We start from the raw sequence: 19,357 nt of genomic DNA, 5'->3' as shown, positions 1-19,357 counted from the left end.
GCGAGCAAAGCGCGCCTCAACGCAGGCAGTCCGTGATGAACAGCGCCGGCAATGCGGTGAAGATGACGGCAATGAAGCTGAGGCCAGACAGAAGCAGCGTCGCATAACCCTGAAACAGCAGACGGTCGCGCCGCGTCGCATCGTCATGCGGCGGGTCGCCCGAACCGAATCCCCACTGCCGCCAGGCGAGCACCGCCGCAACGACGATCATGGCCAAGGACAGCAGAGTCAAAACGCTGATAGCAGTGCGCAATGTAAGGAAGTCGGTGCCGAGAATGCCGGGCTTTTCGCAATAGATCGCAGCGGCGACATAGCAGCTGAGGAAATGCAGGGCCCAGACAACTGGCGCTGTGAACAGCGTCCATAGAGATTCGACTTCTCTCGGCAACAGGCGGAACATCACAGCGCCTCCGGAAACAGCCCGACGACGAGGAAGGTCACCAGCGCGGTGACCAGCATAAAGTGCCAGTAGAGCGCGACGTTGCGCAGCTCCATGTCATGGCGCGGGCTGAACCGGCCAGCGAGGCTGCGGGCAAGGCAGTAGAGCTGCATGATGATGCCGACCGCCCCGTGCACCGCCGCCCAGATGACGAGGATCCAGACGATTGCCGGGTAGACATGGGTGGTCGGGTCCAGTCCGGCGTTCCACGGCCCGGCGAGACCCGCCGCGCAGCCTGCGGCGGAGAGCAATACGCCAAGGGCGAGCAGCACGCGGACGGCCGCCACCATGCCGACGCGGTTCATCTCACGCGCGGCGACCGTCGCCGCCCATGCGGCGATCAACAGTGCGAGCGCCGTCAGCGGCCAGAAGGCGCCCGGACCGTCCGTGCCACCGGTGAAATCCTCGTGGATCGTCCAGAAAAAGAAGTAGCCGAAGACGAGGCTTGCAAATGCGGTGCCGTCACCCGTCATGGTGATGAACATCGCCCACCAGCCGGTGGACTTCACGCCCGACGCGTAGAGCGGCAGGCTGATGCCGCGGCCGATCTCCTTATCGTCCTTCTCTGGGATTTCGCCCGTGCCGGTCCACAGCCACCAGAGGACGAGCGCCAGGAAGACGACACCGGAGAGAATCGACAGGATCCACCACTTGAAGGTCAGCGCCACGAACACCGTTCCGAGCGCAGCGGCGGAGAACATGCTGAGAAGGGACGTTCCGCCGACGCGCAGCACCTGCTCCGGCTCGGCGTCGAGCACAGAGGTGACGAGCGTCTCGCGGTGTCCCTCATTGGCGTCGGGCAAGTACCAGTCGCCGGCGCGGACCTCGCGGGCGAGGTTCGGCTGGTCCCACAGTGGATAGCGGCTCTCGACATGCGGGATCGAGCGGACGCCCCAGTTCTCCTCCGGCTCGTTGATCCATTCCAGCGTTCCCGCCTTCCATGGGTTCTGCTCGCCGCGCGGCTTGTTGCGCCGATGCAGCGTCACGTCCACCACGACTGCGAACATACCGATCCCGAGCACGATCGAGCCCATGGTAGAGATCAGATTGAGCCAGTCCCAGCCAAGGTCGGCCGGATAGGTGTAAACCCTGCGCGGCATGCCGCGCAGGCCGGTGAGGTGCATCGGCAGAAAGGTGATGTTGAAGCCGGTGAACATCAGCCAGAAGGCGAACCGCCCGACGCGGTCCGACATGTGCTTCCCGTCGATCAGCGGGTAATAGTAGTAGAGGCCGGCGAATACCGGGAAGAGCATGCCACCGATCAGCACGTAGTGCAGGTGCGCCACGATGAAGTAGCTGTCGTGCGCCTGCCAGTCGAACGGCACAAGCGCGACCATAACGCCGGTCAGGCCGCCCATCACAAAGATGGCGATGCCGCCAATGGCGAACAACATCGGGATCGAGAAGACGACGCGACCCGCCAGCATGGTGGCGACGAAGACGAAGATTTGCACCCCGGTCGGGATCGCGACGGCGCCCGACGCGGCGGAGAAGAAGGCGAGCGAAATCTGCGGCAGGCCGGTCGCGAACATGTGGTGGACCCACAGGCCAAACGACAGGAAGCCGGTGCCGACGGCCGCGAGCACGATCCAGGAGTAACCGATGATCGGCCGCCCGGCGAAGGTGGGCACAATCATCGCCAGAAGCGCGATGGCTGGCAGAAAGATGATGTAGACCTCCGGATGGCCGAAGATCCAGAAGAGGTGCTGCCAGAGCAGCGGGTCGCCTCCTCGCGCCGGATCGAAAAACGGCCAATCGAACATCCGCTGCATCTCGAACAGCAGATCGCCCGCGATCAGTGGCGGGAACGCAAACAGGATCATCCCCGCGACGATCAGCAGATACCAGGCGAACAGCGGCATCAGGTTGACGCGCATGCCGGGCGCGCGGCACTTCATGATGCCGACGATCAGCTCTACGGCGGCGGCGATCGACGCGACCTCGATGAAGGACAGGCCGAGCAGCCAGATGTCGGCGCCGATGCCGGCCTGCTCCGATGTGGCAAGCGGAGGGTACATGAACCAGCCGCTGTTCGGGGCCGCGCCAAAAAAGATCGAGCCGCAGACGAAGACACCGCCGATCAGAAAACACCAGAAGCCGAAGGCGCCGAGCCGGGGAAAGGGCAGTTCGCGCGCGCCAAGCATCGGCGGCAGCAGGAAGATAGCCACCGCCTCAAAGATCGGCACGGCGAAGAGGAACATCATGACCGTGCCGTGCAGCGTGTAGACCTGGTTGTAGGTCTCGGCAGTCAGCAGGTCGTTCTGGGGGACTGCGAGCTGCGCCCGGATGAGCAGCCCGAGCAGGCCGGCAAACAGCATAAAGGCGAAGGCCGTCGAGCCGTACCAGAGTCCGACCTGGGTGTTGTTGACGGAGGTCCAGTAGCGCCAGCCCTTCGGCGTCGCCCAGACGGCACGCAGCTGCGTCTCCTCGGCCGCCTTGTCGCGTTCCTGGTGCTTCGCTTTGCTCATTGCAGCCCCTTCAGCCACGCGGCTATCGCGCCGAGGTCCGCATCCGAAAGATGGAGGTAGGCCGGCATCTGAGCGCCCGGCTTGAGCGACGCCGGATGTGCGATGAACCTCGCCAGCGTTTCGGCGTCGTTGACCAGCAGGCCGGCGCCGATAGTGAGTCGCGAGCCGAGATGGGAAAGATCGGGCCCGGCGGTGCCCTGCGCCGGCGTTCCGTCGATCCGGTGGCAATCGCCGCAGCGCTCGCGCAGGAACACATCACGCCCGACCGACGTGGCTTTGACGCCGGTCGAAGCGCGGCTGCGTTCATCCAGCCAGGCATCGAACGCGGTCGGCTCCATGGCGACCACCGGGAAAGCCATCAGCGCGTGCGAGGTGCCGCAGAACTCGGCGCACTGGCCACGGTAGGTGCCGGCCCGCGTGGCCATAAGGGATAGCCGGTTGGTCCGGCCGGGGATGAGGTCCATCTTGCCCCCGAGCGCTGGGATCCAGAACGAGTGGATCATGTCGCGGCTGGTCAGCTGGAACTCGACGCGCTCGCCGACTGGGAGCCTGATCTCGTTGGCCGACGCGACTGGCTGGCCGCCGGGACGATCATAGACGACATGCCACCAGAACTGGCTACCGGCCACCTCGATGCGAAGTCCAGCCTGCTTGCCCCCGGCGAAAGGCCTGAGCGAAGGCATCAGCCAGAGCGCGTAGGACAGCAGCGCCGTCAGGACGGCGACAGGAAAGACGACTCCGCCCAGCAGGATGAGGCGGCCGGCATTGTCTTCCGAGATGGGTCTCCGCTTCCAACGGGAAGCGTGAAGCGACAACGCGACAACGAAGGCCCAGATCGCCAGGCCACCGGCAGTCATGACCCAGAACAGCGTCGCGATTTGCACAGCCTCCTCGCCGGCGGGATCCAGCGCGGACTGAATGCCGGTATTGCACGCAGCCAACGGCAACGGGAGAACGGTCGTTAGAAAGCGCCGAACGTGCCGTCGCAGTATTCGGGTTGGCCGATTGTGACTGGGCGTGGCTGTCGCGATGCGCCCCTCCGCATGCGTTGGTGTGATACCCTGCAAACTTCCACCGGCCCTGAAGGTTCCGCCTGCCGCGGTCACCTGACCGGAACCAGCGGCGACCTGTCGACTTTGTCGTTAGGGGATCATAGTCATACTCTCGGGCACAGCGACAGGAACCATGGCAGCCAAGGTCACAGGATATTCGCGGGCGCAGGTGGCGCTTCACTGGATCGTCCTGGTGCTTGTGGCGTTTCAGTTCCTCGCACATGACGGCATCGAAAAGGCCTGGCGCGGCTTCCGGAGCGGTCAGCCCACTCCGACCGATGCTGCGGTCCTGACGAACATGCATATCGGCGCGGGGACGCTCGTGCTGATGCTTGCGCTGCTGAGGATCTATCTGCGCCTGACGCGCGGCGCCCCTCCACCGCCGGCCGACGAGCCCAGGCTGCTGCAGCTTGCAGCCGAAGCGGTTCACCTGCTCATCTATGCCCTGCTCATAGCGCTGCCGCTTTCAGGGGCCGTCGCCTGGTTCGCCGGCGTCGCAGCATCGGCGAAGGTGCACGAGTGGCTCACGAATGCGCTGCTGGGGGCGATCGCCGTGCATATCGGCGGCGCGCTTTTTCAACACTTCGTCCGCCGGTCCGACGTGCTGATGCGGATGCTCAGTCCGCAGCGAGATTAGACCAATAGCGGCCGAGGCGATGGATTGGATCTAGGCGACGGCACGGGCAGTAGGTCCGGCGCGAATGGCGTTCCGTAATCGCTGACGCCCTGACACACTTCGACAGCAAGGTTCTGGAGCAGCACAGACATCTACTCCTCCTCCGGCGGAGCAAGGCCGTCGGTCGGCGATACGGCTGGCGCGATGTCGGTCTGCGGCGGTTCGTCGGCTGCATTTACCGGAGGAGACTCAGCCGAAGGAGGTGTTGCGGCGTCAGGCGATTGACGGGCTGAAGCGGCCGGCACCGAGGCAGTGGTGACCCTGTCGGTTGGAATAGGCTCGGGAGTTACGGCACCGTCCGACGCCGCGACACGCCAGACTGTGTTGCCAGCGTCATCGGCGACGAGAAGAGCGCCCGTGCCGTCTATGGCGACGCCAACGGGTCGGCCGCGCGCCTTGTCACCATCGATGAATCCCGTAACGATGTCCTGGGCCATTCCGGACGGTTGGCCGTTGGCGAAGGGAATGTAGACGACCTTGTAGCCATTGAAAACGCTGCGGTTCCAGCTGCCATGCATGCCGACGAAGGCACCGTTGCGATAGGCTTCTGGCAGGGCGGAATCGTTGGTAAAGGCCAGACCCAGCGCGGCGACGTGGCTGGACAGGGCGTAGTCAGGCGAGATCGCCCGCTCGACCATGTCGGGCCGCTTGGGATGCAGGCGCGGATCGACGTGCTGGCCGTAGTAGCTCCATGGCCACCCGTAGAAGCCGCCTTCCTTCACCGACGTCATATAGTCGGGAACGAGGTTCGGTCCCAGTTCGTCGCGCTCGTTCACGACGGTCCATAGCTCGCCGGTTTGAGGATGGATGTTCAGCCCGTTGGGATTACGAATGCCCGACGCGAAGACCTTGGCCGCGCCGGTCTCGATATCGACACGCCAGATAGCAGCGCGACCCTTCTCGGCCTCGAGACCACGCTCGCCCGCATTGGAGTTGGAGCCGACGGATGCGTAGAGGAACCGCCCGTCGGGGCTGAGCGCCAGGTCCTTCGTCCAATGATGGTTGATCGGGCCGCCCGGAAGCGGAGTCAGCAGGGTCGGCTCGGCGGTTATCTCGGCCTGGCCGAGCTCGTAGGGATAGGATTGGATGGCGTCGGCCGCGGCAACGTAGAGCCGGCCGTTGTGCCAGGCGACGCCGAAGGGCGAAGTCAGGCCAGTCAGCAGATCGCTGCGCTCGTCTACCGTGCCGTCCCGGTCGGTATCCCGGAGCAGCGTGATGAGATTGGTGTCCTTGCCATCGCCGCCGCCGGACGCCATGCTCATGATCAAGCCGCGGATGAAGTCCTTTGGGCGGTTGAGAGGTTTGCCCGGCGGGGCCTTCGACTGTCGACCAGAATGTCGCCGTTGGGCAGTGTGTGGACGGTGCGCGGATTGGCCAGATCCGTCGCATAGGGCGTCACGACCAACCCCTCCGGCACGATCGGCACCTGTCCGTCCTGCCATCCGACGACCTCGGCAACCTTCAAATCCGGCCAAAGGCTCCATTCGGGCTCGGGAAGGACGGGCTCGGGCCCGTACTGCTCGGTCACGTCGATGTCAGACTGCCCGCTACAGGCGACGAGAAGCGCGACGGTACATGAGAGCGGCAATGTGGTGGGAGGAGTCTCTAGACATGATGGACGTGCCTCGAACCGATCCACCCCGTGACGATCATTGCAAGGACGGTCACGACAGAGATCGCGAGGCCCCAGGGCATGACCGCGGTCCATCCATCAGCAGTGTGGATAAAACTGTTGAGCGCGGCCAACGCCAATACGACCACGCCGCCGATGGCATGAGGCCAGGCCGGGCGGACTTTACTGACGACGTATGAGGCCAGCAGGGCAGCCGCCGCCAGAATGCCAAAGACCAGTCCCGCTAGCAGAAGCCACTCGGAGAAATGCAACCACAGGAGATTGGCAGAGCGCCAGTATGCGACGTCGGTGAAAACCGTCAGGCTAAAGGCGCAGATGGGAAACGTCGCGAGAGTTCTATAGGCCGAGTCGAACGCCCAATTCCCCGTAGGCAGCGAATGCTGATAGGTCATGAGTCTGTCGTCCATTAAGCTTAACTCAATCCCATACGAACGAGAGCCCGTTTGGTTCCTGCACGGGATGACAAAAGAGCGGGGGCTTTGGTGGCTTTTGGTTTGCCAATTTCCGACGTTCCTTTGAGCTCGACCTGAGTGGCTTGCTAAAACGCACTCTGGCAGGGCCGTAACGGAGACCTCCTTCGACGAAGAAAGAAGACTGCGTCGGGCATATGTCCTCTCCCGATGCGTCGCGCCCGCAAGGGACGGGTTGCAACAGGCCCGCGAGCGGAATTGCTCGCACGGCTTGCCTGCATGGCGGACAGACCGGATCCCGATGACCTCTTTGCTCGCTAGGTGTACAAGACGTCTCAAGTAACTAGGTCTGCCACCTACCCTGTCGTTGATGAGTCAGACCAGACCGGAATGGGGCAGCGCCATGTCGGCGCCGCCCAGGGCAAGATCAGGCAATCACGCCGCCGCCCTTCGCCTTGTCCATGGTCATCCACGGGAACGGCGCGTCAACGTCCTTCAGGATGTGTGCAGACTTCGCGAAGCCCTTGAACGCGTCGCGGGCCGCGGAAAGCGGATAGTCCGCCTCATAGACGCGTCGACACGCCCGCAAGGCCGTCTCATAAACCAGATTCCGACGGTTCGCGGGCCAGTCTTCCAGAAAATCCAGGGCATCCTCCAGGCAGGCGATTTCCCTGACCAGGGTGCTTCCGTCCTTTACGTAGACGGGGCTGTCAAACATCCGATCGTTCATCAGATCCTCCAAGTTGAACGAGTTGCTTGTGTTCAAGGCCGACGCTGACAGCGATGACGGCCGCACTCGATATGGGCGCGGTCAAGCCATGTTCAAGATCGCTTCATATCGGCAACGCGCCCTCACGGCGGATGGGCGACCTCCCGGCCCTAATCGTCGAGCGCCTGCAGGTTTCCTGACTGGTGGGACAGCTCTTGTTGAGATCTTCCGTCGTCATTCCGTCGCCTGTCGGGCCGCTTCGGCCTCCTGCACGTCGATCGAGCAGAGCAGATCGCCGTTCATGCTGTGCACACGCACCAGCCAGCCGGAGAGATCGTCCGTGCCCGGTTGCAGGTCGGCCAGGAGATCGATCGCGCACCGAACTGCCTCCTCGCGCGCCGCTTCGAAGCTCGGCATGCTGGACGGGGGAACCTGCCGGCTGCTCTCGCCGTCACGATACTCGAAAATGTAGATTTCGCCGTTCTCGTTACTCGCAGCGGCGACGGCGACCTCGTCGAAATTGCCGTTGCTCTGGGTATCGTAGTCATTTGCCGCGAGATCGAATCTGGCGGTCTGGACCAAGATCGCCCGTGCTCGCTCAAGTGCTGCCTCGTCGTTGCCTGGGTCGGACTGCGCCATGTCGACGGTGACGCAATCCCCACCCTCGCCACGAAAGAACACGCGCAGGACAGCTTCCCCGGTCGATGCAGTGGCATGTTCGACTTCGGTGTGAATGATCTGCATGAGAGGCTCCCTGTGACTCCCCTCCAACTACAGTTTGACTGCCATTTCCCGGCTCCAGAGGCGGAGCTTGCGGCAGGATTGAATGAACGCGGCCACGGATTTCGGTTCATCAAAACCGATGAGGCCTTCGTCGGCCTCCGGATCGACGCCAGCCCGTTGCAACAGCGGAATGGCTCCGGCGGAGAAGCCGATGAATTTGCAGTGGGCGAAGGCATCGGCGACGAACTCACGCGCTGCGGCCTCGCCGGCTAGGCGTTCGGCCCCTTCCTCCGACAGGATCAGCGCCACGGCGTCGAACAGGACCGACGGTCCGCCGTCGATCATGTGCTTGCCTTCTATCCAGCTGCCGTCCGCCGCCTCGACGCCGCCGACCTTCGGCGCAACGACCTCCATCACCGCGCCCTCTTGCTCGATCGCCGACCTCAGCTTCTTCAGCAACGCCGCATCGGCGCCGGCACTCACGAGCACGCCGACCTTCCGGCCTGCGAAACTCTCCGGTCCGTTCTCGAGGATGCTTAAGGCTGGCGAGGGCGGAAGATCGTCACGCGGCGGAACCGCTGCGTCGGCCGGCTTGGGCAGCTTCTTGATGCCCAGCCTGTCGGCCACCGCGCTACCCAGCGTCTCGTCGATATTGAGCAGATGAGAAACCATGCGTTCCCGGATGATTGGGTTCTCGCATTTGCTGAGCTCGAAGGTCAGCGCCATCACGATGTGCCGTTGCTCGGTCGCGGTCTGGCTGATGAAGAATTGCCGCGCCTGACTGTAGTGATCGGCGAAGCTTTCTGGGCGAAGGCGAACCTTCTGCCCCTCTTCGGGATTGGCGAAAGTCGGAAAGCCCTTCAGCGGGCTTTCTCTTGGCCCCTCTCCCCACGAGTTCGGCTGGTAGTTCACCCGTCCGACAGGATTGCGCATGGCCATGTGCCCGTCCTGCTGAAAATGATGGAACGGGCATTTCGGCGCGTTGATCGGGATGTGGGTAAAGTTGGGACTACCGAGCCGCTTCAGTTGCGTGTCGAGATAGGAGAAATTGCGGCCCTGGAGCAACGGATCGTTGGAGAAGTCGATGCCGGGCGGCACGTTCTGCGTCATGAACGCAACCTGCTCGGTCTCGGCAAAGAAATTGTCGGGCATCCGATCGAGCACCAGACGGCCGACCGGGATGGGCGCGAGGATCTCTTCCGGGATGAGCTTGGTCGGGTCGAGAACGTCGAAGTCGAAGCTGTCGGCGAAGTCCTGGTCGAAGAGCTGCAGGTTGAGTTCCCATTCGGGGAAGTCTCCCGAGGAAATGGCATTCCAGAGGTCGCGTCGGTGAAAATCCGGGTCTGCGCCATTGATCTTCACGGCCTCGTTCCAGACCACCGACTGCATGCCGAGCTTCGGCTTCCAAATGAACTTGACGAAAGTGGATTCGTTCTTGGCGTTGACCAGCCGGAATGTATGCACGCCGAAGCCTTGCATGAATCGGAACGAGCGCGGGATGGCCCGGTCGGACATGACCCACATGATCATGTGCATCGATTCCGGCGTCAGGCTGATGAAGTCCCAGAAATTGTCGTGCGCGGACTGAGCCTGTGGAAAGGCGCGATCCGGCTCCGGCTTGACCGAGTGGATGACGTCCGGAAACTTGATTGCGTCCTGGATGAAGAAGACCGGGATATTGTTGCCGACCAGGTCCCAGTTGCCTTCCTTCGTGTAGAACTTGACGGCAAAGCCGCGCACGTCGCGCGCCAGGTCGAACGAGCCCTTCGAGCCTGCCACCGTGGAGAAGCGCACGAAGACAGGCGTCTTCTCGCCTGCCCTCTGGAAGATGTCGGCGCGCGTGTAGGCGGCGAGGGATTCATAGGTCTCGAAGAACCCATGGGCGCCATAGCCGCGCGCGTGGACGACACGTTCTGGGATGCGCTCGTGGTCGAAGTGGAAGATCTTCTCGCGGAAATGAAAGTCCTCGATCAGCGTCGGCCCGCGCTGGCCAACCTTCAGGGTGTTCTGGTCGTCGGCCACCGGGCCTCCCTGGGCCGTCGTTAGGACGTCGGTGTCCCCTTCGGCGATCTGATGCAGTTCGCCTCCGTTCCCTCGCACGAGCTTTTGATCGTGGATCGTCGCGGACGTGTCCGTCGACTGTCTAGCGTTCTTGGCCATTCTGATTTCCTTCCGGAAGATGTGCGGCTTGGCAGTTTTCCCACAATGCTGCGGTGTTCGTTTCGGTTCCTGCGCATGAACGATCGCCACGGCGATCTCGCGCGCAACTCTCAGATCATGGGTGATGAAAAGCATCGAGAGGTTCATCTCTTCCTTCAGCTCCGCCAGCAGGCCGAGCACCTGCGCCTGAACGGAGACATCCAGGGCCGAGACGGCCTCGTCAGCGATCAGCAGGCTCGGCCGCAACGCAAGCGCGCGGGCGATGCAGATCCGCTGTCGCTGCCCTCCCGAAAACTCGTGCGGAAAGCGGCCGGCCGCCTGTGAGGAAAGTCCCACACGCTCCAGCCATTCATGCGACAGCCGCTGTGCCTCCACGCGGGAGGCGCCATGGACCATCGGCCCGAGCGCGATACTTTCGCCAACCTTCATGCGCGGGTCGAGCGAGGCATAGGGGTCCTGGAAGACGATCTGGGCGTGGCGGCGGAACTGGCGAAGCGCCTCGCGGCCCATGCTCCGCACGGGTTTTCCTTCGAACAGGATATCGCCGCGGTCGGCCTCAATCAGGCGCAGGATCATTCGCGCCAGGGTCGACTTGCCGGAACCGCTCTCGCCGACCACCGCGAGCGTTTGGCCGCGGCTGAGTTCGAGGTCCAGCGCTTCGGCGGCAACAACCCGGCGCGGTGGCGAGAAAAAGCCCTGGCGGGTGACGAAGGTCTTCTCGAGCTTGTGGATTTCGATCAGCGGCGCCGTCTCGTCCTTCGCCCGGCGCAGTGCGCCGCGTCCCGGCACGGATTCGAGCAACTCCCTAGTGTAGTGCTCGCGAGGGCTGTTGAGAACGGCCTCGGCCGGTCCGTGCTCGACCACGCGGCCGTAGCGCAGGACGACAACCCGGTCGGCAATGTCCGCTACGACCCCGATGTCGTGGGTAATGAACGGCACGCCCATTCCGCGCTCGGCCTGGAGGCGCCGGATGAGGTCGAGAATCTGTCGCTGGGTGGTGACGTCGAGCGCGGTGGTTGGCTCGTCGGCGATCAGCAGGCTCGGATTGTTGGCCAACGCCATCGCGATCATCACGCGCTGGCGCTGCCCGCCCGAAAGCTGGAACGCATAGGCGGAGGCCAGTGTCGACGGATCGGGCAGGCCGACCTGCTCGAACAGTTCCAGGACCCGGGTCGAGACAGCCTGCCGGCTTGCGGCAGGGTCATGGGTGCGGATCGCCTCGGCTACCTGGGCGCCGACCGGCTTGAGCGGATTGAGTGCGGTCTGCGGCTCCTGGAAGATCATTGCGATTGCCGAGCCCCTCAAGGCACGCATCTCCCGGGCGGAGAGGCGCAGGAGGTCACGACCGCCGAAGTGGACGGCGCCGGCTTCGGCGCGCACCTTGTTCGGAAGCAGCCCCAGAATCGTGTGGGCGATCATCGACTTGCCGGAGCCGCTCTCGCCCACCAGGCACACGATCTCGTTCGCCGCCACAGAAAGGCTGACCCCGTCGACCGCGTAGGACCTGTCGGCGCCTTCGGGGAGCGCCAAGGCCAGACTGTCGATGGCTAGCAAGGCGTTTGTCACTCCCGGGATATCCGTGGATTGAGGGCATCGTTCAGCGCCTCGCCGACGAGGTTGATCGCCACGACGGTGAGAAGGATGGCTATGCCGGGAAACACGCTCATCCACCAGGCTTGGCGGATTACAGTGCGGCCGGCGCCGATCATGTAGCCCCAGGACATGTAGTTCGGGTCACCGAGGCCCATGAAGGAGAGTGCTCTCCAGAAAGAGAAGACGACGGCACGGGTAGCACTGACCTACCGCTCCCTCGTCGATTGGATCGAACTCATCCCCAAGGGCAATGAACTGCAGATCGTGTCGCGAGGCGACTTGGCGGCGATCCTGCGGTTTGCCGCAAACGACAAACCTAGACGTCCTCTCGGAAGTCGGGGTTTCGAATCATCAGCTGTCGTAGGAAACTTTGGTTGCGGGGGCCCGCAACACCCGATTCCTGCGATTGTTTGAGCGGGCAACACCAAGGTTGGCAGCATAAAGGATCGTCGATGATCCTGGAGACCGGCTCAGGAGATCACCCGCTGGTTCCGGCCGTAGACGAGAAGCATGCCGATGATGACGGCGCCATAGATGATCTGCCGGCCGGCTTCGGGCATCTGCATGATCGAGAGGACCGAGTTGAGCAGGACGATGAGGACGACGCCGACGACCGTTCCGGCATAGCGGCCGCGCCCGCCGAGGATGTGGGTGCCGCCCAGCACGACCGCCGCGATGGCCGGCAGGAGGAAGCTGTTGCCCATGCCCTGGTAGGCCTTGGCGGAATAGCCGGCGAGCAGGATGCCGGCCGTCGCCGCGCACAGGCCCGAGACGACGAAAGCGCCGACGATGACGAGGCGCGTGCGGATGCCGGACAGGAAGGCCGCTGCCTCGCGCGAGCCGGTGGCATAGATCGAGCGGCCGAAACCTGTTCGGCTGAGGATCACCGCGATCACGATCGAGGTCGCGACCCAGACGAAGATCGCCACCGGAATGCCGAGAATGCGCTCCTTGGCGAGGTAGAGCATCAGCGGCGTCGCCGAGTCCTGCGGCGCGAAGCCACCGGTCTGCGCGACCATCAGCCCGCGCAGCACGGTGTCGACGCCGAGCGTGAAGATCATCGAGGGGATGCGCAGGAAGGCAACGCCGAAGCCGTTGAGGAGGCCAACAGAGAGCCCGACGGCGAGCGCAGTGGGTAGCGCGAGATCGCCGCCGACCGCCGTCGCTGTCATCGCCGCCGCGGTTAGCGTCCATGGCACCGACAGGTCGATATGGCCGAGCAGGATGACCATCATCATGCCGGCCGCACAGATGCCAAGGAAGGAGCCGGTCTGCAACTGCTGAAGCAGATAGCCGGGCGACAGAAGCGGCGCGGTGCCGGTGGTCGACAGAGTGTAGGCAGTGCCGGCGAAGAGGATCGCCACCACGAAGAGGGAGGCGATGAGGATCGGCTTGTTTTCCGGCGAGACGGCAAGGCGCATGGCGGGCTACCTGAACAGATCGAGTTTGTTCTTGACCCGCAAGGTGCGGATCGCGCCGAAGGACACGGCAGTCAACAGGACCAGGCCTTCGATCAGCGGCTGCAGCAGCGGGTCGATGTCAAGGATGCGGAAGTAAAAGGAAATGACGCGCAGGATGGCCGCGCCGACGAGGCTCGCCACCGCTCCGCCGATGCCGCCGAGCAGGGATGTGCCGCCGAGCACGACGGCGGCGATGGAGTTGAGCGTGTAGGCGCCGGCCTGCTGGAGATCAGCATTGCCCGACGAGGTCTGGATCGCGAGATAGAGCCCGCCGCAGGCGGCGAAGAAGCCGGCAAGGGTAAAGGCCGCGATCTTGGCCCGCGCGATGGGCAGGCCCGACATAAAGGCGGCCCCCTCCGCCGAGCCGATCGCATAGACAGTGCGTCCGGTGACGGAGCGGCGGAACGGCACCCACACCAGGGCTGTCACCATCAGGACGACGACCAGAGGCACGGGAATGTCGGCGAAGGGCCTCAGCCACCAGGCGTCGCCGCCATCGGCGAGCCCGTAGGTGTCGGCGAAATCCCAGACCGAATTGGTGAGCGCCCAACCGAGGTCTCCGTCGACATCGCCGCCGGGCTTCGGCCGCACGATGAGCGCCAGGCCAATGGCGATGGCGCCGGTCGCCAGCGTCGCGATGATCGGCTGGATGCGTCCGTAGACCACGATCAGTCCGTTTGCCAGGCCGAAGGCCGTGCCCGACAAAAGGGTGACGATCATGCCGAAGACGATTTCGGTGGGCGAGCCGTTGACCAATTCGGATGCGATGCAATTGGTCAGCGTCATCACCGCCCCGATCGACAGGTCGAGCCCGCCCATCAGCACGGGGATTGTCTGCGCCATGGCGACGAAGGCGATCGCCGCGGTCTCGTTGGCGTTCTGGACTGCGACTGCGGACGAAAAGCCGCGCGGATGCAGCATGTTGTAGACGAGGTAGATCACCGCGAGCAGCAGGAGCGCGGAGGCGAAGCCGAGGTTCTGCTGCAGCCACCTCTTCCAAGCGGGCTGGTGCATCAGGCAGCCTCGACGTCGATGTTGAGCGAGGCGGCGATCAGCCCCTCCTCGGTCAGCTGGTCGCCTTCCTTCTCGCTGACGACACGGCCGCCATAGAGCACCGAGACGCGGTCGCAGCAGCCGATCAGCTCGGCATAGTCAGACGAATAGAACAGGATCGCCTTGCCGGCATTGGCGAGCTCGCGCATCAGCCGGTAGATCTCCTGCTTGGTGCCGACATCGATGCCGCGCGTCGGGTAGTTGAGCAGGATGATGTCGGGATCGATCATCAGCCACTTGGCGATGACGACCTTCTGCTGGTTGCCGCCCGAGAGCGTCGTCACCGGGTCGGACGCCGAGCCGGCCTTGATCTTGAGCCGCTCAATACCGTCGTCGATCGACTGCTTCGCAAGCACCGGATCGAGGAACGGCCCTCGCGAGATGCGCGAGAACGACGACGCCAGCAGGTTGTCGGCGATCGGCATGCCGAGCATCAGGCCCTCGGTCTTGCGGTCTTCGGGGACCAGAGCGATCCGCGTGCGGCCGGACCTGGCGGCGGCCGGCGAGCGGGGCACGCCCGTCCTACCGCCGATCACGACCGTGCCCTCGACATCGCGCAGCACGCCGAACAGCGCGAGCAAGAGCTCCTTCTGCCCTTGGCCGTCGAGACCGCCGAGCCCGACGATCTCGCCGGCGTGGACCGCGAGGTCGATGCCGTTCAACCGGTTCTGCCAGGCGAGCCCCTGGATGCTCAGCAACGGCGCGCCGCGTTCCACCGCCGGGACCGGGGCCGGCTTGGGCGGGAACTGGGCCTCGACGTCGCGACCGATCATCAGCCGGACGATGTCGCGCTCGCTCTTGTCGCCCTTGGCGAAGGTCTCGATGTGACGGCCGTTTCGGAACACCGACAGCGTATCGCAAAGCTGGTCGACCTCGTGCATGCGGTGCGAGATGAACAGGGTCGCGACGCCCTGCGCCTTCAGTTCGCCGAGCAGGTCGTAGACGGTCTGCACGTCGCGCGCTGTCAGCGCCGAGGTCGCCTCGTCGAGGATCAGCACCTTCGGGTCGCGGCCGAGTGCCTTGGCGATCTCGACCATCTGGCGCCGCGACAGCGACAGCTCGCGCACCAGCGCATTCGGGTCGATGTCCTCGCAACGCACCCGCGCCAGCAGCGCCTCCGCCCGCGCTGCCTGGGCGCGGCGGTCGATCAGCCCGAAGCGGCGCGGCGGGCGCGCGATCGAGATGTTGTCGGCGACGGAGAGGTCCGGCACCAGCGACAATTCCTGGAACATGCAGACGATGCCGGCGTCGGCCGCCGCCTGCGGCTCGGCAAACGAAACCGGACGGCCGTCCAGCAGGATCTCGCCGGCATCGGGGCGCAACACGCCGGCCATGATCTTGATGAGGGTCGACTTGCCGGCACCGTTCTCGCCGAGCACGCCATGGATGGAGCCTGCACGGCAGGAGAAATCGACCTTCTCCAGCGCCCTCACCCCGGCGAAGTATTTCGAGATTCCGCGGTATTCGATGATGGGAACAGACATGCGGGCGTCACGGTTTGCGAGGAAGGAACGGCCCCGCCGCAATGGCGGGGCCGTAGATGACGCTATCGCTACTTCACGTCCTCTTCGGACTTCGACATGATCGCCGGGCCGGAGACGTTCACGCCACAGGGCGGGAACTCGTTCACCGTGAAGAAGTTGTCCGGCAGGTCGCTCCAGAAGTTCTCGCCGTCCTTCAGCTGGTCGTAGGTGGCGACCGGCAGCGGCACGGAGATGAGCTGCGGCATGACCTGGCCCTCCAGCGCTGCGACCGCCGCCTTCATGGCGATGGCGACGAGGCCCGGCGATTGACCGATGGAGATGCCCTTCAGCCCTTCCGCCGAGTGCTTGGCGACCAGCTTGCGGAAGCCGTTCTCGGATTCGCCCGCGATCGGCACCATCGGGTGCTTGGCATCGATCATCGCCTGCACGACCCCTGTCGTGCCGCCCTGCGCCAGGATGGCGTCGAACTTGCCGTGCACGGCAATCGCATCGGCGGTCACCTTTTGCGCGGTGCCGTCGTCCCAGTTGCCGACGACCTGGACGACCTCCCAGGTGCCGCCCGACGCCTTCAGCGTGTCGTTGATGCCGATCGAGCGGTCGCGGTCGACCGAATTGCCCGGCAGGCCGCGGACCTCGAGCACCTTGCCGGAGGTCTTGCCTTGAGCCGCGAGTTCCTTCAGCACGAACTCCGCCCAGGTCTTGCCCATCGCGAGCTGATCTTCGTTCACTTGCATGACCGCGTCGGTGTCGAGCACGTTGTCGAAGGGCACGAGCACCACATTGTTCTTGTCGGCCAGCCGGATGACGCGGTCGAAACCGTCCGGCGACACGGCGATGGTGACGATGGCGTCGAAGCCCTGGTTTATGAAGTCCTCGATCGCTCCAAGCTGCGCCGGCGCGTCGGTGCCGGTCGAGACGACCTTGAACTCTTTGATCTTGTCCTTGATGGCCGGATCCTCGGCAAAGGCCTTGGCGGTCTTGATCATCTGGATGCGCCAGGTGTTGCCGACGAAGCCGTTGACGATCGCGATCTTGTAAGGGCCGGGCTTGGCCTCCCACTGCATATATTTCGTGTCCGCCGACCAGGGCGCGAAGCAGGCCGGGTCGGCTCCGGGGCCAGACACTACGGCGGGTCCCGCGAGGGCGAGCTGCGCCGAGAGGGCGAGCGCTCCGATGGCGGCGGTGAACTGCAGAAGTCTTTTCATACTGGTTCCTCCCATGGTTCGCGCCAGTTGGGGGATGCTTGGGCGGGCTGGCGCCGCTCGCCTCAGCTCGTGCCCGGGCCTCCTCCGCCCGGTATGCGTCAGGCCGATGCCTCCATCTCCTCGTTGAAGAACTTGAAGCCGGTCATCAGGTGGTTGCGCAGCCGGTACTGGAATGAGAGCAGGTCGCGGGCGGCCAGTGCGTCAACGACGCCTTCATGTTCGGCATAGGTTTGCGTCTTGAAGGTGCGTCTCGTCTTACCCTTCTGCATGATGCGCAGGACGATCGGCTTCATTACCGAATAGACGTCCAGGATCGCGTCGTTTCCGAGTATGGAGACCAGCCGCAGGTGGAAGGAATAGTCCACCTCAGACGCCTCCTGAAGGTCCTGGATGCCGGAGAGGCGTACATTGATCCGATGCAGTTCGGCGACATCCCGCTCACCCAGCCGCTCGATGATTCGATCGGCCGCGCCGACCTCGATCAGATCGCGAAAGGCCTGCACGTCGGCAAAGGTCTTGCGCGACACTTCCATCGTATTGAACGAGAACAGCTCGAAGGCGCGCGACATGCGGTTGTCTGTGATCGTTGCCCCGACCTTCGGCCTGACCTCGACCATGCCGTAGGCCTTCAGAATCCGCATCGCCTCGCGCACGGTGTTGCGGCTGGCACTGAAGCGGGCGCAGAGTTCGCGTTCGGTCGGCAGGCTGTCGCCGACCTTCAACCCCTCATCCGCGATCAGCGCGCGGATCTGTCGGACCACGATGTCGACGGCCGAACCTACGACCGGCACGGCATCCGACCGCGGTTGCGCCGTTGCCGCAGCCACCGTCATCCGCCAAGCCCCATCCCGAACATGCCAATGCCCGCCTATTTGTCGGACCAGAACTGGTAAAGATGTAGAAAATGCGTGTCAACATGGAACTCACCCGCATGCGGGATCACGCGATCTGGGGCGTATCCCGACTCCATGCGTCGAAGATAGGACAGCGCGGCGCCAAGCCCGCGGCGGGACGGCCCTCATTGACTGGCAGTCGCCTGCAACGCTATTTGTCCAACCAGAACGGCTCGTTTTGTGCATCGGCGCGAGACTCGGTCCCTGATTGTTCGAGGCGGAAGGATTGCGATGAGCTTCTTTGCGGGTGGGGAAGATCGGGACGGGGTCTTCCTGGGGCGGGTGTGGTCGCCGGAGGCCAACGGACCGTCGGTGGTCACCTTGCGCGACGGGATGGTGGTAGACATCACGGCTTCCGCTGCGCCGACGGTTTCCGACGTCTGCGAACACGCGGCTCCGGGTGACTATGTCCGGCATGCGCCCGGACAGCCAGTCGGACCGCTGGCCGAGATTGCCGCCAATCCCCCCGGCGACGCCACCCGGCCGCACTTTCTGGCGCCCTGCGACCTGCAGGCCGTGAAGGCCTGCGGCGTCACCTTTGCCTCCTCCATGGTCGAACGCGTTATCGAGGAGAAGGCGGCCGGCGACCCCGCAAAGGCGCGCGCCGTGCGCGAGCGCGTGGGTGCGGCGATCGGCGGGTCGCTGCGCAACGTGAGAGCAGGCTCCGACGAAGCTGCACGGGTCAAGCGGGCGCTGATCGCCGAAGGGCTTTGGAGCCAGTATCTCGAGGTCGGTATCGGCCCCGATGCCGAGGTGTTCTCCAAGGCGCAGGTCCTCTCCTCGGTCGGACCCGGCGCGGATGTCGGCCTGCACCCGATCTCCAGGTGGAACAATCCGGAGCCGGAGATCGTGCTGGCGGTCTCGTCGCGCGGCCGCATCGTGGGCGCCACGCTCGGCAATGACGTCAACCTGCGCGACGTCGAAGGGCGCTCGGCCCTGCTGCTGTCGAAGGCGAAGGATAACAATGCAAGCTGCGCCATCGGGCCGATGATCCGCCTCTTCGACGGCGCCTTCACGCTCGATACGGTGCGCGCCGCCGAACTCGAGTTGACAGTGAAGGGCAAGGACGGCTTCACGCTCAAGGGCCATTCCTCGATGAAGGAGATCAGCCGCGATCCGGAGGATCTCGTCCGCCAGACCATCGGAAGGCACCACCAGTATCCTGACGGGTTGATGCTGTTCCTGGGAACGCTGTTTGCGCCCGTTCAGGACCGCGACGTGCCAGGCGAAGGCTTCACCCACAAGGTCGGCGACGTTGTCACCATCGCCTCACGCGGGCTCGGACATTTGCGCAATACGGTCCGGCTGTCGACGGAGTGCGCGGAGTGGAACTTCGGCACTCGCGCTCTGATGCGCAACCTCGCGGCCCGCGGACTTATCTAGGGCGGCTCGCCCGATT

At 64.3% G+C, this 19,357-nt stretch carries 14 protein-coding genes and 3 pseudogenes; 2 read left to right on the top strand and 15 right to left on the bottom strand.

The window, feature by feature from the left end; translation table 11 throughout:
* Positions 1-16 precede the first annotated feature (16 nt).
* Genes LRS09_RS18560 through coxB form a run of 3 tightly spaced genes read right to left on the bottom strand, consistent with a single transcriptional unit; the run spans position 17 to position 4,013 of the window.
* Positions 17-400, bottom strand: a complete 384-nt coding sequence (locus LRS09_RS18560; RefSeq protein ID WP_257808335.1) for a hypothetical protein — start codon at positions 398-400, stop codon at positions 17-19.
* Positions 400-2,907 (bottom strand): cytochrome c oxidase subunit I, encoded by a 2,508-nt coding sequence (gene ctaD, locus LRS09_RS18555; protein ID WP_257808334.1) that lies wholly within the window; start codon positions 2,905-2,907, stop codon positions 400-402. Before ctaD ends, LRS09_RS18560 begins: the two co-directional genes overlap by 1 nt.
* The gene (coxB, locus tag LRS09_RS18550) at positions 2,904-4,013 is read right to left on the bottom strand and encodes a cytochrome c oxidase subunit II (RefSeq protein ID WP_257808333.1); all 1,110 of its coding nucleotides are present in this window, start codon (positions 4,011-4,013) and stop codon (positions 2,904-2,906) included. The genes ctaD and coxB overlap by 4 nt, the downstream gene beginning before the upstream one ends.
* Before the next feature lie 79 nt (positions 4,014-4,092).
* Here coxB and LRS09_RS18545 point away from each other — a divergent pair, with 79 nt between their 5' ends.
* Positions 4,093-4,596, top strand: coding sequence for a cytochrome b (locus tag LRS09_RS18545; protein WP_257808332.1), 504 nt, complete (start codon positions 4,093-4,095; stop codon positions 4,594-4,596).
* A 131-nt stretch (positions 4,597-4,727) separates the two neighbouring features.
* On the opposite strand, the pseudogene LRS09_RS18540 reads toward LRS09_RS18545, so the two are convergent.
* The 12 genes and pseudogenes from LRS09_RS18540 to LRS09_RS18485 form a co-directional block, all read right to left on the bottom strand.
* Positions 4,728-6,223, bottom strand: a pseudogene (locus LRS09_RS18540) (PQQ-dependent sugar dehydrogenase).
* Positions 6,224-6,240: 17 nt separating this feature from the next.
* Positions 6,241-6,660, bottom strand: a complete 420-nt coding sequence (locus LRS09_RS18535; protein ID WP_257808331.1) for a DUF2231 domain-containing protein — start codon at positions 6,658-6,660, stop codon at positions 6,241-6,243.
* A gap of 445 nt (positions 6,661-7,105) precedes the next feature.
* The gene (locus tag LRS09_RS18530) at positions 7,106-7,408 is read right to left on the bottom strand and encodes a DUF982 domain-containing protein (RefSeq protein WP_257808330.1); all 303 of its coding nucleotides are present in this window, start codon (positions 7,406-7,408) and stop codon (positions 7,106-7,108) included.
* Positions 7,409-7,621: 213 nt separating this feature from the next.
* Complete coding sequence (locus LRS09_RS18525) at positions 7,622-8,131, bottom strand: hypothetical protein (RefSeq protein ID WP_257808329.1); 510 nt, start codon at positions 8,129-8,131, stop codon at positions 7,622-7,624.
* Between the two features lie 27 nt (positions 8,132-8,158).
* Positions 8,159-10,270: a catalase gene (locus LRS09_RS18520; RefSeq protein ID WP_257810250.1), complete on the bottom strand. Its 2,112-nt coding sequence runs from the start codon at positions 10,268-10,270 to the stop codon at positions 8,159-8,161.
* A 93-nt stretch (positions 10,271-10,363) separates the two neighbouring features.
* Positions 10,364-11,836, bottom strand: a pseudogene (locus LRS09_RS18515) (dipeptide ABC transporter ATP-binding protein); the annotation flags it as partial.
* Positions 11,833-12,033: pseudogene (locus tag LRS09_RS18510) on the bottom strand (ABC transporter permease); the annotation flags it as partial. The pseudogenes LRS09_RS18515 and LRS09_RS18510, both read right to left, overlap by 4 nt.
* A gap of 300 nt (positions 12,034-12,333) precedes the next feature.
* Complete coding sequence (locus LRS09_RS18505) at positions 12,334-13,284, bottom strand: ABC transporter permease (RefSeq protein WP_257808328.1); 951 nt, start codon at positions 13,282-13,284, stop codon at positions 12,334-12,336.
* 6 nt (positions 13,285-13,290) lie between these two features.
* The gene (locus LRS09_RS18500; RefSeq protein WP_257808327.1) at positions 13,291-14,337 is read right to left on the bottom strand and encodes an ABC transporter permease; all 1,047 of its coding nucleotides are present in this window, start codon (positions 14,335-14,337) and stop codon (positions 13,291-13,293) included.
* Positions 14,337-15,860 (bottom strand): sugar ABC transporter ATP-binding protein, encoded by a 1,524-nt coding sequence (locus LRS09_RS18495; protein WP_257808326.1) that lies wholly within the window; start codon positions 15,858-15,860, stop codon positions 14,337-14,339. The genes LRS09_RS18500 and LRS09_RS18495 overlap by 1 nt, the downstream gene beginning before the upstream one ends.
* Positions 15,861-15,928: 68 nt before the next feature.
* The gene (locus LRS09_RS18490; RefSeq protein ID WP_257808325.1) at positions 15,929-17,065 is read right to left on the bottom strand and encodes a sugar ABC transporter substrate-binding protein; all 1,137 of its coding nucleotides are present in this window, start codon (positions 17,063-17,065) and stop codon (positions 15,929-15,931) included.
* A 98-nt stretch (positions 17,066-17,163) separates the two neighbouring features.
* Positions 17,164-17,898, bottom strand: coding sequence for a FadR/GntR family transcriptional regulator (locus tag LRS09_RS18485; RefSeq protein ID WP_257808324.1), 735 nt, complete (start codon positions 17,896-17,898; stop codon positions 17,164-17,166).
* 291 nt (positions 17,899-18,189) lie between these two features.
* On the opposite strand from LRS09_RS18485, the gene LRS09_RS18480 reads away from it, so the two are divergent.
* On the top strand, positions 18,190-19,341 hold the full coding sequence (locus tag LRS09_RS18480) for a fumarylacetoacetate hydrolase family protein (protein WP_257808323.1): 1,152 nt from the start codon (positions 18,190-18,192) through the stop codon (positions 19,339-19,341).
* Positions 19,342-19,357: the final 16 nt, after the last annotated feature.

It is taken from the genome of Mesorhizobium sp. J428 (genome assembly GCF_024699925.1).
Lineage (GTDB): Bacteria > Pseudomonadota > Alphaproteobacteria > Rhizobiales > Rhizobiaceae > Mesorhizobium_A.
This window is presented reverse-complemented; position numbering and strand designations above follow the sequence as displayed.

Excerpts from the sequence above, each read along its gene's own strand:
- LRS09_RS18560 (WP_257808335.1), bottom strand. The coding sequence starts at position 400 with ATGTTCCGCCTGTTGCCGAGAGAAGTCGAATCTCTATGGACGCTGTTC.
- ctaD (WP_257808334.1), bottom strand. The coding sequence starts at position 2,907 with ATGAGCAAAGCGAAGCACCAGGAACGCGACAAGGCGGCCGAGGAGACG.
- LRS09_RS18545 (WP_257808332.1), top strand. The coding sequence starts at position 4,093 with ATGGCAGCCAAGGTCACAGGATATTCGCGGGCGCAGGTGGCGCTTCAC.
- LRS09_RS18535 (WP_257808331.1), bottom strand. The coding sequence starts at position 6,660 with ATGACCTATCAGCATTCGCTGCCTACGGGGAATTGGGCGTTCGACTCG.
- LRS09_RS18530 (WP_257808330.1), bottom strand. The coding sequence starts at position 7,408 with ATGAACGATCGGATGTTTGACAGCCCCGTCTACGTAAAGGACGGAAGC.
- LRS09_RS18525 (WP_257808329.1), bottom strand. The coding sequence starts at position 8,131 with ATGCAGATCATTCACACCGAAGTCGAACATGCCACTGCATCGACCGGG.
- LRS09_RS18520 (WP_257810250.1), bottom strand. The coding sequence starts at position 10,270 with ATGGCCAAGAACGCTAGACAGTCGACGGACACGTCCGCGACGATCCAC.
- LRS09_RS18505 (WP_257808328.1), bottom strand. The coding sequence starts at position 13,284 with ATGCGCCTTGCCGTCTCGCCGGAAAACAAGCCGATCCTCATCGCCTCC.
- LRS09_RS18500 (WP_257808327.1), bottom strand. The coding sequence starts at position 14,337 with ATGCACCAGCCCGCTTGGAAGAGGTGGCTGCAGCAGAACCTCGGCTTC.
- LRS09_RS18495 (WP_257808326.1), bottom strand. The coding sequence starts at position 15,860 with ATGTCTGTTCCCATCATCGAATACCGCGGAATCTCGAAATACTTCGCC.
- LRS09_RS18490 (WP_257808325.1), bottom strand. The coding sequence starts at position 17,065 with ATGAAAAGACTTCTGCAGTTCACCGCCGCCATCGGAGCGCTCGCCCTC.
- LRS09_RS18485 (WP_257808324.1), bottom strand. The coding sequence starts at position 17,898 with ATGACGGTGGCTGCGGCAACGGCGCAACCGCGGTCGGATGCCGTGCCG.
- LRS09_RS18480 (WP_257808323.1), top strand. The coding sequence starts at position 18,190 with ATGAGCTTCTTTGCGGGTGGGGAAGATCGGGACGGGGTCTTCCTGGGG.